This window comes from Kyrpidia tusciae DSM 2912, assembly GCF_000092905.1.
Lineage (GTDB): Bacteria > Bacillota > Bacilli > Kyrpidiales > Kyrpidiaceae > Kyrpidia > Kyrpidia tusciae.
In genome coordinates, this window is the sequence record NC_014098.1 from 220,626 (window position 1) to 236,094 (window position 15,469).

Here is a 15,469-nt window from a genome sequence, read left to right on the forward strand (position 1 = left end):
TTGGTATCCGACCCCGGAGTTGCACTGGAATCGGAGCTTGAACCCGGGTCAGAATGGTTGGAATCCCCCGTTTGATCCTCGCCCTGAGCCTGCCCGGATTGTTCAGTTTCTCCCGAGATTTGCTCCGTATTCTGCCCATCGCCGGATGTCGAGACGGTTTGGCCTTGCGTTTCACCATTATCCTCGGAACTCTGCCCGTCGGACGCCTTTGTCCGGTCCTGAGCGGCTCCGGTTTGAGCATCACCGGCGGACGAGTTGGCTGCCGTCCCGCTCGGCTGCCCGGCCTTGGCGGAAAACGCCCTGCTTATGTGGGCGGATCGGCCTCCTCCCTTGCCGGCGGCGGAGGCAATCGGGGTTGCGAACAGCACAGCGGCGGATGCAACGGCGCATATGCAAATCCATTGTCTTTGGTTCATGTTTGTCCCTCCCTTGTCATGCTTTGTGCTGCTAAACTCGTCTCTCCATAACTTTCGTCGGTCCCGTTTTCATTTCCTGTCCCGTTTTGTGACGGGTGGGTCGACGTCTGATCGGGTGAGCATTACGCGACGAGGTATATGGCCGTCAAAGCCGATCGCGTGATGAAAGCCACATGCTCAGGCCTGGGCGACGAGATTGCCATCTTCAAGCGCCTGCGGTGGCCGAGAGCCCAGCGCCATGACCACCATCGCTCACCGAAACAGGCTGCCGGGGCGCTTGGGTCGGGGGTGGGACGAAAAAGGGGAATCGGAAAAAAGATGCGTGGTTCTTGGTTGTTTGACGTGCCCGTTGACGAGCTGGGAAACCTGTGATATCTTTTAATTAGATATTTATAAAATCATCGAAGCGGTGAGGATGATGAACGATGCGTTCAAGGCGTTGTCCGACCCCACCCGCCGACAGATTTTGCGCCTCCTGCGCGGCGGTGATTTGACGGCCGGGGAGATCGCCGACCATTTTTCTTTGACGAAGCCCAGCATCTCCCATCATTTGAACGTGTTGAAGCAGGCCGGGCTGGTGACGGACGAGCGGCGGGGGCAACAGATCATCTACTCGTTGCATACCACGGTGCTTCACGATGTGATGGGCTGGCTGTTGGATGTGATCGGAACCGGGGAAGGAAAGGGGAAGAATTCGGATGCGTGACACAAAGGCCGGATGGGGTTGGATGGACCTCGGGATCCTTGTGGTGGCGTTGGCGCCCTTCGTTGTGGCGGCCCTGTTCTGGAACCAATTGCCCGACCGGCTGGCGGTTCACTTCGGCGCGAACGGCCAACCCGACGGATTTCAGGATAAGGGATGGTTCCTCGTCATGGTGGCCGTCATGAACGTCGGGCTGGCGTTGCTTCTGAAAGTGGTTCAGTGGATCGACCCGAAGCGGGAGAATTACCGGAAATTCGCCCGGTTCTACAACCTGTTTCGGGTAGTGATGGCCGCGTTCATGTCGGTGATTTTCATGGTCACGATTTTCTATAATCTTGGGTACGCCTTTAATGTGCAACTGATTGTCTTGTCCGGAATTGGGGTCTTATTTATCGTCATCGGCAATTATATGGGCCAGATCCGTTTCAACTATTTTTTCGGCATCCGCACGCCCTGGACCCTGGCCAATGAAGAGGTGTGGCGCAGGACCCACCGCATGGCCGGTCCGCTGTGGGTGGCGGCCGGGGTCGCGGCGTTCATTTGCGGCTTCCTCTCCGGCGAGGCGGCGATGTGGATCTTTTTCCCGATTGTGATCATTGTGGGCGTTGCTCCGTTGGTTTACTCTTTCGTTTTGTACAGGAAAATCGTCCGATGAGCGGTTTCCAACCGGGCTCCAGCCTTTGAGGGGCCGGTCCGTTCGTTAGCCGGCAGAATGCTAGGGGGAACGCGTTTCCGGGGGCGGCTGGGAAGTTGCCTTCGCTTTTTTGTGCTTGACATGTATGGCGTGTTGTCATACAATCCATCGTGTAGAGTGTATGGTCTGCAATCGTACACTTCACGCAAAGGGGGCGGTCGGTTGGAGGCGGATATCACCCGAGAGATTCAAAGATTCCCCATTGATCCATCCAGGCCGCTGTATGAACAGTTTGTGGAACGGATCCGGGCCGCCATCGCCCGGGGCCACCTGGAACCTGGTGCCCGCCTCCCCTCGGTCAGGGAGTTGGCCGCGGCCATTCGGGTCAATCCGACGACGATCCAGCGGACGTATCAGGAATTGGAACGCGAACGACTGATCGTCTCCTACCGAGGCCAGGGCACCTTCGTGACCCGGGATGCCGGGGCCATCGAGGCCAGCCGGCGGGCCCTGGCCCGGGAAGCCGTGGCCCGGCTCCGGGAGACGGCGAAATCCCTGGGTTTGACCGTGCAACAACTGATCGACCTTGCCCGTATCGAGGAGGAAGATGGATGATGGACGGGAAGACGGCACCGCCGGCGCAACTTCAAACAGGAACCGCCCCGGCGAACCGGCCCGCGGTGGCCTGTCGCGGGGTTTTCATGAAAATCCGCAACAAGGAGATCCTCCACGACATCTCCTTCCGCGTGGATCAAGGGCAGATCGTCGGGCTCCTCGGGCCGAACGGAGCGGGAAAATCCACGCTCCTGCGCCTGGTGGCCGGGCTGACGCCGCCCACCGCCGGAACGGTGGAGCTGTTCGGGGAGCCGGCCGGGGTGTCGACGCTGCGTTACCTCTCCTATTTGCCCGACCGGGGAAAATTGCCCGGATGGGTCACGGTGGAGGAGTGGCTCCGCTTTGCCCGGGACATCTATCCGGACTGGGACCCGGGCCATGCCGAGGAACTGGCCGCATTTCTCAAAGTCAGGCGAACGGCCCGCATGTCCACCCTCTCCCGGGGCGAAAAGGCCCGGGTCCAGCTTTTGACCTGCCTGGCCCGGCGTTCGCCCCTGGTGGTCCTGGACGAACCCTTCGCCGGAGTGGACCTGATCTCCCGGGAGCAGATCGCCTCCTCGGTGATCGCCGATTTTGCCGGCGGTTCCCGGACCTTCATCATCGCCACCCACGACATTCGGGAGATGGAGAACCTTTTCGACAGCATCATCTTAATCGGGGAAGGCCGGATTCTCGGGGTGGAGGATGTGGAATCCCTGCGGGCCCGGGGGCGGTCGGTGGAATCCAGGTACCGGGAGGTCTTCGCATGAAGGACGTGTTGGCCCTGGCCGAACTGCAGTTCAGCCGGTCCCGAAGTTGGATGCCCTTTGCTCCGGGAAGCCGGTCGCGGGAGGTCATGCTGTACCAGGCCGTGTTTTTGCTGATCAGCCTGTGGTTCTTTCGCGATTGGTCGGATCTGGGCCGACTGTACGCACAATGGACGATCTTTCATCTTTTCGCGGTGATAATCTTCAGCGGGCGTTTGTGGTCCAACCCGGCCGAGGATGAATGGTGGCTCACGATCCCGCGGCCGCGCATGCACCTGGTGATGGGCGAGGCCCTGGGATACCTGCGGATGGGCTTACATCTGGCCATTTACATGGAAGCGACGGTGGTCCTGCATTACGCGACGGCGCTTTTCCTACACTGGGTCCCCGGCATATCCGTGTCCCAATTCGCCGGGGTGGCGGTGACCTTTACCCTGCTGGACCCAGACAGCGTTACAGTTGGGAAGCGGGTTCGTCAATTCGGGGTGGCGGTGACCTTTACCCTGCTGGACCTGGCGGCTCTGGTTCCCGCCGTGGGGATCGGCATGTTTCGCGTGGTGTTTTCCCGGGGATGGGCCCGGGTGGGCGAGCTTATTTACTTCATCCTTCTGTTCGGGCTGTTTACCGGATGGCATGTTTTCAATCGACTGTGGCAGGGTGCGGTGCCCCTTTCCACGATCTGGATGATCACCCTGGGGATCGCGGTGATCGGTTGGCCGCTGTCGTGGTTCCTGGTTCGCCTCGCCGCCGGAGTGGGCCTTCGTCGATTGGGGGATATGCGTTTGGCCGAGTCCGGCTGGGGATTGTGGTCACGGACGCCGGAAGAATTGACCGGGACCGGGGGGATCCGGGCGAGCCGTTTCCCGTTTTGGAGCCTGTTTGAGTTGGAAAGGGGTCAATATCGATTCTGGGGTCCCGGGGCCCCGCCGTTGTACCGGTGGTTGTTTGGGGCGGCGATGGCCGGCGTGGCGGTGGCGGGATATGTCATGATGTGGAAGCCCGAGTCCATGTTTCAGGAATGTGCGTTTATCGGTGTCATGGTGTACTTCTTTTCCATGTCTCGGGCGACGGGATTTCTCACCAAGCCCTTCAGCCAAGGGTGGGGATCCTGGTGGCTGGCCATTCCCCGCCCCCGGTGGGTGCTGCTGGCCGGGCGATGGTTGGCGCCGTGGACGGCGATGGTCGAGATCATGTTCCTGGTTCTGATCAGTGTGGGGGTTGGGTTCACGATTCACGGGGCGGTCGGCGGTTCGGCGGCTTCCGTGGCCGCCGCATGGGAGATCGTCGGGGAAATTTGGCTGTACTTCCCGCTGCTGTTCACAGTGAGTTTTCTTCTGCTCCAAATCACTCCCGCGCTGTTTCGAAGCCGGCCGTGGGACTTACTATTGGCGCCGATCTATGCTTTCGGCTGGGTAGCTCCCGGATGGCTCACCTGGATCAGCGGTCGGTGGATGGACCCGAGACAGGGGCTGGGGTTCGGGCATGGCATCGGGCTGTTGGCCGGAATCGGCATTCCCCTGGGGTTTCTGTGTTTCTGGATCGGCAGCCGGTCCCTCAATCGGCTGATCGACGTGGAAGATGTTTGGCACAGGGTCGAGCGGTTGCGGAGGAAATCTGGATGATTCCGGGGAACATGGCCGAGCAATGGGTTGAAGGGCAATTCAAGCAAGCCTTGGGTACGGAGCCGGCCTGTGGGTACCGGCCCGTGAGCGGCCGACTGCGTTCACCCTCATGTGCAGTTGTGTGCTCGGTTCGGCAGCTGTTTGCCCGGGTGATTCCCGGAATCTCCAGTGCGAGGATCGAAGGAGGCAATCTGAGGAGGGATTTTACGATGTCCGAAATCCTGTCGGTGGCCGATTTCTCCGTCGCCCGAGGCGGGGCGACCATTGTCCGCAAGGCCCGTTTTGACATCCGGGCCGGTGAGATCCTCGGACTGATCGGCCCGAACGGTGCCGGGAAAAGTACACTGATCGGCGGGTTGTTGGGCTATTATCCGATCCGCAGCGGAACGGTCACCTTCCGGGAATGGACGTTCGGCGCCGGCAGAGACATGCCGTTCGAGGTCAAACAAAGGCTGGCGTATATTCCGGAACAACCGATGACCTATGCCGATCTCACCTTGGCGGAACACCTGGAATGGAAAATGCGGTTGTGGGAGCTGTCGTCCGCGCAGGATGAGGTGGTGCGCGACCGCCTGGCAACCTTGATTCAGCGGTTTCAACTGGAACCCCATTTGGCGAAGTTTCCGCACCAATGTTCAAAGGGAACGCTTCAGAAACTGATGGTCGTCTCGGCGTTCATGTTTCCCTTTGACGTTCTCCTCGTGGACGAGCCGTTTATCGGGCTGGATGTGATCGCCATTCGGCAACTTCGCGAGCTGTTTGAGTCCGCGCGGCAGGGCGGTGCAGCCATCCTCATTTCGACCCATGTGCTGGATTCGGCCGAACGGATGTGCCAGCGGTTCGGTTTTATGGTGGACGGGGAAGTTTTCGCCGTGGGCTCCCTGGCGGAACTGCGGGCCGTCCATGGGGATGATGGGGCGACGTTGGAGGATTTGTTCATCGCCCTTGTCCAGAAAAGGGAGGTCGCCGGGTGAAGCGGATTGCTTTGCTGGCGGTGTGGACGGGTCGCCGCATGCGTTCCCGGTGGAAAGTGCGGCTCCAGGTGTTGCAGCTCGTCTCCGACTGGGTGACGGTGTTGTACCTGCTCATCCCCGGAACGATCTTCGCCGTCCGGTTGCTGGGGCGATATTACCGAGGCGATCTGACGTCGGGGTTGACGGCGGATACGGGGTTGTTGTTTGGTATTCCTTTGCGCGTTCTGGTGGCCGTGGTGACGTTCGCGGCCGTCTTGGCGGTTCACATGATATTGTACGGGAACGTGCCGATCTCTCTGGAGAGCGGAGACCTCGTGTTTGTGCTGCTCTCGCCTTTACGCCGGTCATGGCTGCTGGCGAGCCTGTGGATGGAAGGTTTGATCTCCAGCCTTATGTCGATCGCGGCGATCGGGATCCTGGCCGTTCCCTTTGTCCGGATTTGCCGGGTTCCCATGGGCAATTGGTTTGGACTGCTGATCTTGTCGGCGGGGTATGAAGCGGTCATCCGAATCGCCGGTCAACTGTTGAATGTCCGCGATCGCATGACCTGGCAACAATGGATCGCGTACCACATCGGCCGATACCTGTCGTACCTCCCCGTGGGAATCTCTGTGGGATGGCAGATCCTCGGCCGCCCGGCCGCCGGGTGGCTGGTGTTTCTCGGCGCGGGCGGTGCGGTGTCGGCACTGGCGGTGAGGTACATCTCCCGGGCGGAGTGGGACGGTCTGTTTCAAGTGCGGCAAAGCTTCCTGGTCTCAGCAGTGCTGCCGGCCGATCCCGACGCCGTCTCGAACATTCAATTTCGCATGCGCCGGATTTCGGCGTGGCTTGTCCGGTTGGCCGAGAATCTGCTTCACCGACAAATGCACCCGGTGATCTGGATTCTTTTGCTCCGGGCGCTGCGGCGGAAAGGCATGTTTCGCGATCTCCTGTTCTTTACCGTCGTCGCGACAAGCACTCTGACGATCGTCTCGGAAGCCTGGATCAAATGGATCTACTTCGGCTTCTGCGTTTTCTTGTTTTACCAGTGGTGGGGTATCCGCATTCATCCCCTGTATGAGGTCCCCATCACACAGCAACAAATCGTCGATCCGTGGCCGTTGCGCGTGGCGGCGGCGCGCTGGCGCGTCCGGGCCTCGGGGGGTGCCGGCGCCGTGTGGCTGCTCCTCTGGGCGTTGTTGCGCAGGCGGCTCATCCCTTGACAAAAGGCGGGTAGTTCCGGGCTGCGAATCGCCCGCCGAGGTCGTTTCCGGCCCCACAGCCTGTTCCCGTAGCTTTCGCAGTACCACAAAATGAATCTCCAACAGATCGGTCAACAGTACCCCCGTCACATCCTCGCGCAGATGAAAGGTGGTGTGATACCGGTCCGTCGGGATGTTCCAACGGACATTTTATCAAGCAGTCCATCCTTGTCCAGAATGGGATGGGGTACCCGCAGCAAGAAAGCTCTGCTGATCCGGTTATACACCTTCTGATCGGCGAGCGCTTTGGGACCGGTGCACCGGGAAACAGACTCGGCACCACATGGCTGAACGATTTGAATTTGGAGGTGTGATGATGGGACTGATCACGGAGATTCTCTTGCTTTTGTCCTACTTGGTTGCGGATGTTGGGGTTGGCTGGCTGGTGGCGTGGGTATTTGGCCGTATGTTTTCTGTCTCTCTCACGCGGCGTCAGATGTGGTGGATCGCATCGAGCTGGACGGTGCTCGGGGTCATCGGAATCCTCATCTTCCGATGGTGAACGTCGCACCATGTCCGGAGAGAGAACGGAAGGACCTCGGCGAGAGGGAACCATTTCAACGCCGGGCCTACACAGCGGCCGTTTCCCTCACCGGGACATCCATCTTTTCCCCCACTTCCGAACCGGTGATGATAACCGCTTCGATTCCGGGGCCATAGCCCGTTCCGGCTCCCACCAGAAACAACCCTTGGATGGATGACTTCATGTGGGGAAAATCATCGGGGGACTTCCGCTTAATGCTGTAAATCGAGCCTTCGTACGTATTCAGGTAACGGGCGATTGTTTTCGGGGTGGCCACCTCGCTGAAGAGAATGCTGTTTGCCGCCTCTTCGTCGATCTCCCGGATGATGTCCCGGCACAGCCGGTCGATGTCGTCCTTCAGCGCCCGGTACGTTTCTTTCGTCATCTTCTTGAGCCGGCTCGCCTCGGCCCGAGTGACCAAATTGATCGTGACCGTACTCTGGCCCTCGGGCGCCAGAGACGGATCCAAGGCCGCCGCCGAATGAATGCCGGCACCGGAAAAGGCCAGGCCCCATTGCGGCAGTGTTTTCGGGGCGGCAAAATTCCAGTGCAGCAGGTGGGGGTTGGAGTACGGGCGACTTAGCGCCGCATTCCATACAAAAAGGGACATCGAGGGTTGCAGAGCCTGAACTTGAGCCCGCTCCTCCTCATTGACATTTTCCAACCCAATGAGCGTTTCGTACGTGACGCGCGGATCGACGTTCGACACCACCACCGGGCTAAAATCGGTCCCCGTTTTGCTGACCACACCCCGAACACGGCCGCCCTCCGTCAGGATGGCTGAATGCCCGCGGATGTTAGGATGGCAGTGTCCGGTATTTTGCTCGGCACTGTTGATCGCTCAAGATGGACAGAAGGAGAGGGCGGACGCCGGCAGCCCTGATGATTGCTCTGCGATAGGGAAAGGTCGGACAAACGGAAAAAACCTCGGAGGGGCCCCAACCCAAGGAGGCGAAGAGCGCGAAAAAGCGGGACTGTCTGCCCCCGGGGCGGCGGAGATGGAATTCTACGTCGTCCACAGGTATGATAAAAGTAGGTATGAACCCACTTGGATGCGGTTGCAGTGCTGCTCTGAGGTGAAGCAGGCGCAAGTGGACGAGGTGTTGGTTGATCTGGCGGTGCCACTCAAAGATCCCGGCATTCAGGTCGAGGTGGACTTCGTCGGGGGAGAATGCGTTTTATGATCCTCGGGATCCCAACGGCATGTGCCATGTGTTCAAACATTTTATCGTCCGACAGCTCTCCGGCGCCGTGGCTCTGTGCGCCTCGACCAACCCCTCCATCAACTGGTCCCGCCGACTTCGTCCTTATACGTTTGCTCATCCAACGGTTCAATGACCACGCGACGGGCTGGGAGGCCCAGGAATACTCGGAATGATGACCCGCGAAAGGAGACGATGAAATGTCCCAGTCTTCGGCCCAAGGTCCCTCGCCGAAACAGGAGATCAGCGGAGGGTATTGTTTCTTCAAAGGTGAAATCATTCCTTTGGCTGATGCGAATGTCAACATCACCACCCATGCACTCAACTACGGGACCGGCTGTTTCGAGGGGATCAGGGCGTATTGGAATCCGGACCAAGGACAGCTGTACATGCTGAAGGGTCTGGAGCATTACCGGCGATTGCATCGTTCCTGCCGGATCCTCAAGATCGACTGTCCCTATAGTGCCGAGGAACTGCTGGATATCACGGTGCGCGTTCTGCAGAAGAACGGCTACCGCGAGGACGTATATATCCGCCCTTTGGCGTTTAAAGCGGCCCAGGTGATCAAAGTGACGTTATCCGGCCTTCGGGACGAAATCGCCATTTTCACCGTCCCCATGGGGGATTACGTGAAAACCGAAGGGTTATCTGTCGTTGTCTCCAATTGGCTTCGGGTGGCAGACAACATTATTCCGTCCCGGGCCAAGGTTACCGGGGCCTACATCAATCCGGCCTTGGCCAGTGATGCCGCCGCGGCAGACGGGTACGACGAAGCGATCATGCTCTCTGCGGATGGTCAGGTGTCTGAAGCGAGCTCGGCCAATCTATTTGTGGTCCGGGATGGGACCCTGGTGACGACGCCGGTCACCGCCGATATTCTCGAAGGGGTAACCCGTCGAGCAGTGATTACTCTGGCCCGGGATCTCGGCATTCCGTATGAGATTCGCAATATCGACCGGACGGAGCTCTATGTCGCGGATGAGATGTTCCTGGCCGGAACCGGGGCTCAGATCGCGGCAATCACGTCGGTGGACCGCCGGCCCGTGGGCGACGGCGAAGTCGGCCCCATAACCCGGCGGCTGCAGGAAATCTATTTTCGTGCCGTACGGGGGTACGAAGACGCGTATCGGGATTGGCTGACGCCGGTCTACGGCTGACGTGGCAGAAAATGCCCCTCCTCCGGAGACAGCGGGCGTTGGATTCGCGCCCGCACCGGAGAGGGGCATCGCTGTGGGGAGCCGGGGATGACCCAGAACGATGTCTGTGGAGGGCTCCAGACTCCGTTATCTGCCGGAGAGGGTCGGCGTTGTGAGGGCCGCGGCCGAGGCGGCCTTGCCAGAGTTCTGGCCGGCTGCCGAAGCGGACGTGCCCTGGGCTCCGTTTGAGGACTCCCCTTGCTGTTGCGCGTTTGTTCCGTTGTTGGCCCCAACCTGCCCCGGTTGCCCGGGCTGCTGGGGTTGTTCGGGACCGCCGGGCTGGGCAGGGGGCGTCTGCACCGGTTCCCCGGTCTCCGGGTCGAGGAACAGCTTGTCCGCCCGGGGTCCGTGGCTGAAGTCGAACATTCCGGTCAACGATCCGGCCACCGCATCGAAGGAGCCGTCTCCGATGCGCCCCAATTTCCAGTTGTCTTCGATAAACCGCAGGATCGAGGATTGATCCGTCAGGGTGTGGTCGACATAATTCTGCTTCGCATAGGGCGAGATCACCAAGAGAGGCAACCGGGGGCCATACCCGGCCCGATCCAGGTACGGCGCCAGCTTCGGCGTACCCGCATCCCCTTTTCCGAAGAGGACATCGTACATGGGATCGTTCGACCCGTTGACCAAGGGGCCCATCACATGGTCATACCAGCCGTCCGAGTCGTCATAGGAAATGATAACCGCAGTACTGTTCCATTCCGGCAGCTGCTGCAGCCGATTGATGGTGTTGACGATAAAATGCTGTTCATCCAACGGATCGGAGTAGCCGGCGTGGCCATCCTGGTAATTGGCCGCTTTCAAGAAGCTGACCGCCGGAAGATTGCCGGCCTCGGCGGCTGCCCAGAAATCTGTCAGGTCGTACTGGTGATTGGCCCGGTCGGTGTGGCCGATCATCCGTACCGAGGTCGGCGGCAGGTGGTCGGGGTTTGCGGTGGACCGGTAATATTGGAACGGCTCGTGATGGGGATTATAGTCGGTGACTTTGTTCCCGGCGATGTTGGCATGCTGAGCTTGAGTGTCCCGAAATCCCCCTTGGAACCATCCCCAGGTAATACCTTTGGCGTTCAGCAGATCGCCGATATTCTTGCCCACCATCTCCATCCGGGCTTTCGGGCTGGACGCCCTGTCATAGTACGGATCGATATCGCTGAACAGCGTGCCGTGGGCGATTTTTCCCGGAATGTCTCCGACCCGTTTGCCGTCCACATACCCGATGGCCCCGTGGGTTTGCCCGGCGATAAGGTTCAGGGCGCCGGGGGTAGAAGGTCCGTAAACCGTCCCGAACGAGTTGTCGCTCATGGCGTAGTTCTGGGCGTAGTTCCACAGGGCCGTGACGGTGTTGCCGTCGTAGTAATCCATGACGATCGATTTATCCGCGCCGGCACCGGTGGATTCCACGAACTTGTCCATGGCCCCGCCGTCAACGGCCGCCTGTTCCGCCGTGTATCCGTGGTCCATATCTGCCGTCACGGCCTGGGACCGGTCGAGGCGCTTGGGGTTGGCAGCGTTCGGGTTGTGGTTGAGCAGATACGGCGTGAGCCCGTTAACCTTCGGCGTGCCGGGTTTCGGAGTAAAGGCCGGTTCACCCGGAGGGTTCGCGGCATTGGGATAGGTGCCAAAATAATGATCAAAGGAGACATTTTCCTGGAAAATGACGACGACGTGCTTGATGGGGGTGGTGGTGTTCGAAAAACGGTCCATCGAGTCCGCGGCTGCGCCGACGGCCATCGGCGTCACGGCCAACATCGCCGCCGCTCCGGTGGCCAACATGGCGACCATCCTGCGCTTGGGCATTCCCATGACCTCCCTTAAACTATTTCGTTTTCCGTATCTATGATAAAAAGTCGCAGCTTAAAAAGAGACGTCATTTTGTCATCCTATTCCAAAGATAACCTAACAATATCGTTAAGGGAACCGGGAGCCCGAAACCGGCTAAAATGAAAAACCGAGTGAACAGGAGGGCTGAAATGGCCGCTGTGGAGGATTGTGCGAACCTCGATATCCGGGTCGGGACTGGGGTGAAGGCGGAACCCTTTCCCGAAGCCCGGGTGCCGGCGATCCGCATGGAGATTGATTTTGGCTCGCTGGGCCAAGTGAGGTGGGATACGTTCACGGGGCTAGTATATTTTCCGTGGATAGAATATAATGGTTATGGATATAGCGACCGACCGGCTCAGGAGCGTCCTGGGCACCGGTTGAATTATGGCGAGGAGGGATGAACGTGGGCGAGGTGTTGGGTGTTGCGATGGAAGGGAAAAACTATTCCGTCGTCCATGCGGGTGAGTTCAGTGCGTTGGATCAGTTCGAGACGAAAAGCCCTGGCAAGGTATTTTTGAAGAGGCCCCTCGGTCTCACGGGGATGGAAGTCTCTTTAAACAAGATCGGTCCCGGTCAGTCTGCTCCGTTTGCCCATCAACATAAAAACAATGAAGAACTCTACATATGCATCAAAGGCTCGGGCCAGTTTCAGGTGGACGGGGACGTCATCGACCTTCGGGAGGGCACCGTGGTGCGCGTGGCTCCGGGCGGAACGCGAGCATGGCGGAACAACTCGGAAGAAGATCTGTATATGATCGTTATCCAGGCGCCACAGGGCAGCTTGCAGACGTGGTCGGGTTCTGACGGGATTATCGTCGAAGGCGGAGTCTCTTGGCCGGGGGCCTGAAGGCCCGGATCATCTCCTGAGGGCTGATTATTTAACGGATCGGGGAGGTCGGGGAATGGAGTATCGGCGGCTCGGCGCCAGCGGTCTGGAAGTTTCTGTGGTGGGCCTGGGAACCAATGCTTTTGGCTCCCGGGCGGACCGGGAGACGTCGATCCGGGTTATCCACGCGGCCCTGGATCGAGGAGTCAACTTTATTGACACGGCCAATATCTACAGCGGGTCTCGTTCCGAGGAGATCATCGGCGAAGCCCTCCAGGGGCGGCGGGACCAAGTCATTCTCGCAACGAAGGCGGGGCTTCCCTGCGGCAGCGGACCCAACGACCGAGGAGCTTCTCGTTATCATATCCGCAGGGAACTGGAGCGCAGTTTGCGGCGGTTGAAAACGGATTATGTCGACCTCTATCAGATTCACACCTTTGATCCCTATACCCCTCTGGAGGAAACCCTTGGCACCCTGGATGATCTCGTACGGGCGGGAAAGATCCGCTATATCGGTGCTTCGAACTATGCGGCCTGGGAATTGATGAAAGCCCTGGGGGTGAGCGACCGGCTGGGCTTGACCCGGTACGTCTCCATCCAGCCGTGTTACTCCTTGGCGGATCGAACGGTGGAGATCGAATTGGTTCCGCTGTGTCTGGACCAGGGGATCGGCATTATTCCGTATTTTCCATTGGCGGGAGGTATTCTGACGGGGAAATACACCTCCAAGGACGATGCCCCCAAAGGGTCCCGGGCGGATAAGGATCCGAATTTTGCCAAACGCCTTGACCCGGCCCGGCTCGAATTGGGCCGCCAGGTTTCCCGATTGGCCGAGGAGCGGGGTTTGGCTGCCGGAGCTCTGTCCCTAGCTTGGTTGTTGAGCCGCCCCGCTGTGTCGACGGTGATCGTCGGCGCCACCCGGGTTGAACAGGTCGAAGAGAATCTGCGGGCGGCGGATGTGATTTTAGATGAGGATTTGGCCGCCGAGCTGGACCGGATCAGTGAACCGTTCCGGAGAAGCGAACCTTTCGCGAGTTATCGGCTTGGTTAGGTATAGAAGTTTTAGGCCGTATGTTGTTCTCTGGGCTTGCATAAGGGAGGAATAGGGCGCTCATTTCACGTGATAGGGCGTCAACGTGTGGGGAGCCCAGGGACGTGTGAAAATATGGATTGCGGAAACTAGAAATTTGGTTAGAATCATTGTAAGGACGGTCTGCACTGTGCCGATCGCGAGGGTCGGTTTGGTGCCGCGGAGCGTCCGTTATGTTATAATTTAGGTTTCCGTATGGTGAAACTGCCGCCGGTGGCACACCGGGGACGTGTCAGATGGCTCTAACGGATGCTGCTCGGAACGAGAGGCTTCCGTAGAGTCGAGTCGTCGTTATCTCTGTTCCAGAGACATGGTGTCAACTTGAAAAGGATGGTGGGGTCCCACATGGTATGCCCCGTCTGTGGAAAGCGCACCGTCGGCAAGATCGGCGGGCACCACTACTATTGTCGCGAATGTTGCCACGTCATCCAGAAACAGGGCGATCAGATCAAAGTGTACGAAATCAGCGAGGACGGGAAACTCACGTTTTTGCGGACGGCTGGTTAAGGTTTGGCGTCTGGATGAGACGGCGGATACCGGGAGGGTCGCTACCCAGCGGCGCTCCTTTTTTGTGACATTTTTGTTGCCCTCTCTTTCGTTCGCCGAAATTCGACGGGGGCGGCAGGGATTTTGCCGGACAATGTCGAATTAAAAAGGCGGTCTTATGTACGAGGGGAGGGAGAAGCGTGCAGCGACGAGGAGTCTCGGCGGTCTTGGCCGGGGTCCTGTTGACAGGAATGGCTTTGCCTGTGGCTCAGGCGAATGTGGCCGATTCCCAGCGCCAGTTACAGGAGATTCAGGCCAAGCACAAGAACACCGCTGCTCAGATTCAGCAATTGCGGAGCCGGGCGGTTACTATCGAGGAGCAGATCCAGCAATTGCAGAATCAGGTCCAACAGACCCAGCAGCAGATTTCCGATCTCCAAGGGCAGCTGCAGAGCTTGAACGCACAGATTGCGGATACCCAGCAGAAGCTCACCGCTGCGGAGGAACAACTCCAGATCCGGCAGGATTTGCTCAACCAACGGCTTCGGGCCATGTATGAAGATGGTACCGTCAGCTATCTGGAGGTGCTCCTCTCGTCGACGAGCTTCAGCGATTTTGTCGATCGATTGTACGCATTGAAGACGATTGCCGAACAGGATAAGAAACTTCTTGAGGATACGAAGAAGAAGCGGGATCAGGTTCAGGCACTCAAAGCTCAGTTGGAAGCCGAGCGCCAGCAGCAACAAGCGGCTTTGGCCCGGATGTCCGATACGAAACGCCAATTGGAAGCTCAAAAGCAGATGCAACAGGAGCAGCTGAGTCAGGTTCAACAGGCGAAACAACAGCAGGAGCAGGAGTACGCCCAGGAACAGGCGGCGATGGATTCCTTGAGTGCTGCGATCCAGGCCCAGTTGGCGGCGATGCAACAGAACAATGTGGTGGTGGAGGGGACGAGCCACCCGTGGTTGTGGCCGGTGCCCAGTTCTCATACGATCACTTCGGATTACGGGGATACCAGCGGGCGGAGTGTCCCCCATAATGGGGTGGATATCGGGGCGCCGCTGGGTTCGCCCATTGTCGCCGTGGACGACGGCGTGGTGGTATACGCCGGACCGGCCAGCGGATTCGGACACTGGATTGTGATTCGCCACGCCAACGGGCTCATGAGCGTTTACGGGCACATGTATGCAGGCGGCGTGTTGGTGGCGCCGGGCCAGCAGGTCAAGCGGGGCCAGGTCATTGGATTGGTGGGATCGGATGGAGAGTCCACGGGGCCCCACCTGCATTTCAGTGTTATAACCGGGTTTAGTGGCGGAAGGATGGTCACGGTGAATCCGCACGGGTATATTTAAAGAAGGGAATACCCGGGAAGCG

The 15,469-nt window shown here is 59.1% G+C and carries 16 protein-coding genes and 1 pseudogene; 15 read left to right on the forward strand and 2 right to left on the reverse strand.

Annotated features, from left to right (window positions below):
- The first annotated feature begins 834 nt into the window (after positions 1 to 834).
- From BTUS_RS01235 to BTUS_RS01270, 8 genes are all read left to right on the forward strand, one after another.
- Positions 835 to 1,122: an autorepressor SdpR family transcription factor gene (locus BTUS_RS01235; RefSeq protein WP_013074312.1), complete on the forward strand. Its 288-nt coding sequence runs from the start codon at positions 835 to 837 to the stop codon at positions 1,120 to 1,122.
- Entirely contained in the window at positions 1,115 to 1,774 is a 660-nt protein-coding gene (locus BTUS_RS01240; RefSeq protein ID WP_013074313.1) for an SdpI family protein, read from the forward strand. Before BTUS_RS01235 ends, BTUS_RS01240 begins: the two co-directional genes overlap by 8 nt.
- Before the next feature lie 201 nt (positions 1,775 to 1,975).
- A complete protein-coding gene (locus BTUS_RS01245) occupies positions 1,976 to 2,368 on the forward strand; it encodes a GntR family transcriptional regulator (RefSeq protein ID WP_013074314.1) in 393 nt (130 codons plus the stop codon).
- Entirely contained in the window at positions 2,365 to 3,117 is a 753-nt protein-coding gene (locus tag BTUS_RS01250; protein ID WP_013074315.1) for an ABC transporter ATP-binding protein, read from the forward strand. The genes BTUS_RS01245 and BTUS_RS01250 overlap by 4 nt, the downstream gene beginning before the upstream one ends.
- The gene (locus tag BTUS_RS18265) at positions 3,114 to 4,736 is read left to right on the forward strand and encodes a hypothetical protein (protein ID WP_013074316.1); all 1,623 of its coding nucleotides are present in this window, start codon (positions 3,114 to 3,116) and stop codon (positions 4,734 to 4,736) included. The genes BTUS_RS01250 and BTUS_RS18265 overlap by 4 nt, the downstream gene beginning before the upstream one ends.
- Positions 4,733 to 5,710, forward strand: a complete 978-nt coding sequence (locus BTUS_RS18270; RefSeq protein ID WP_052300511.1) for an ABC transporter ATP-binding protein — start codon at positions 4,733 to 4,735, stop codon at positions 5,708 to 5,710. The genes BTUS_RS18265 and BTUS_RS18270 overlap by 4 nt, the downstream gene beginning before the upstream one ends.
- Complete coding sequence (locus BTUS_RS01265; protein ID WP_013074318.1) at positions 5,707 to 6,912, forward strand: hypothetical protein; 1,206 nt, start codon at positions 5,707 to 5,709, stop codon at positions 6,910 to 6,912. Before BTUS_RS18270 ends, BTUS_RS01265 begins: the two co-directional genes overlap by 4 nt.
- A gap of 355 nt (positions 6,913 to 7,267) precedes the next feature.
- Positions 7,268 to 7,453 (forward strand): hypothetical protein, encoded by a 186-nt coding sequence (locus BTUS_RS01270; RefSeq protein WP_013074319.1) that lies wholly within the window; start codon positions 7,268 to 7,270, stop codon positions 7,451 to 7,453.
- Between the two features lie 67 nt (positions 7,454 to 7,520).
- Here BTUS_RS01270 and BTUS_RS01275 read toward each other — a convergent pair whose 3' ends face one another.
- Positions 7,521 to 8,222, reverse strand: coding sequence for a phytoene desaturase family protein (locus BTUS_RS01275; RefSeq protein ID WP_041303537.1), 702 nt, complete (start codon positions 8,220 to 8,222; stop codon positions 7,521 to 7,523).
- Positions 8,223 to 8,581: 359 nt separating this feature from the next.
- On the opposite strand from BTUS_RS01275, the gene BTUS_RS19160 reads away from it, so the two are divergent.
- Positions 8,582 to 8,812, forward strand: a complete 231-nt coding sequence (locus tag BTUS_RS19160; RefSeq protein ID WP_123809194.1) for a hypothetical protein — start codon at positions 8,582 to 8,584, stop codon at positions 8,810 to 8,812.
- Between the two features lie 64 nt (positions 8,813 to 8,876).
- On the forward strand, positions 8,877 to 9,833 hold the full coding sequence (locus BTUS_RS01285) for a branched-chain amino acid transaminase (RefSeq protein WP_013074321.1): 957 nt from the start codon (positions 8,877 to 8,879) through the stop codon (positions 9,831 to 9,833).
- Between the two features lie 126 nt (positions 9,834 to 9,959).
- Here the strand turns inward: BTUS_RS01285 and BTUS_RS01290 are convergent, their stop codons facing one another.
- Positions 9,960 to 11,669: an alkaline phosphatase family protein gene (locus BTUS_RS01290; protein WP_013074322.1), complete on the reverse strand. Its 1,710-nt coding sequence runs from the start codon at positions 11,667 to 11,669 to the stop codon at positions 9,960 to 9,962.
- Positions 11,670 to 11,842: 173 nt separating this feature from the next.
- Between BTUS_RS01290 and BTUS_RS01295 the strand changes: the two are divergent.
- From BTUS_RS01295 to BTUS_RS16590, 5 genes and pseudogenes are all read left to right on the forward strand, one after another.
- A pseudogene (locus BTUS_RS01295) lies at positions 11,843 to 11,965 on the forward strand (tRNA-binding protein); the annotation flags it as partial.
- Between the two features lie 131 nt (positions 11,966 to 12,096).
- Positions 12,097 to 12,540 carry a cupin domain-containing protein gene (locus tag BTUS_RS01300; protein ID WP_013074324.1) on the forward strand — a complete coding sequence of 148 codons (444 nt, stop codon included), beginning with the start codon at positions 12,097 to 12,099 and terminating at the stop codon, positions 12,538 to 12,540.
- 55 nt (positions 12,541 to 12,595) lie between these two features.
- Positions 12,596 to 13,570 carry an aldo/keto reductase gene (locus BTUS_RS01305; RefSeq protein WP_013074325.1) on the forward strand — a complete coding sequence of 325 codons (975 nt, stop codon included), beginning with the start codon at positions 12,596 to 12,598 and terminating at the stop codon, positions 13,568 to 13,570.
- Positions 13,571 to 13,954: 384 nt separating this feature from the next.
- Positions 13,955 to 14,116, forward strand: coding sequence for a hypothetical protein (locus tag BTUS_RS18275; RefSeq protein WP_013074326.1), 162 nt, complete (start codon positions 13,955 to 13,957; stop codon positions 14,114 to 14,116).
- Positions 14,117 to 14,295: 179 nt separating this feature from the next.
- Positions 14,296 to 15,447, forward strand: coding sequence for a murein hydrolase activator EnvC family protein (locus BTUS_RS16590; RefSeq protein ID WP_013074327.1), 1,152 nt, complete (start codon positions 14,296 to 14,298; stop codon positions 15,445 to 15,447).
- Positions 15,448 to 15,469: the final 22 nt, after the last annotated feature.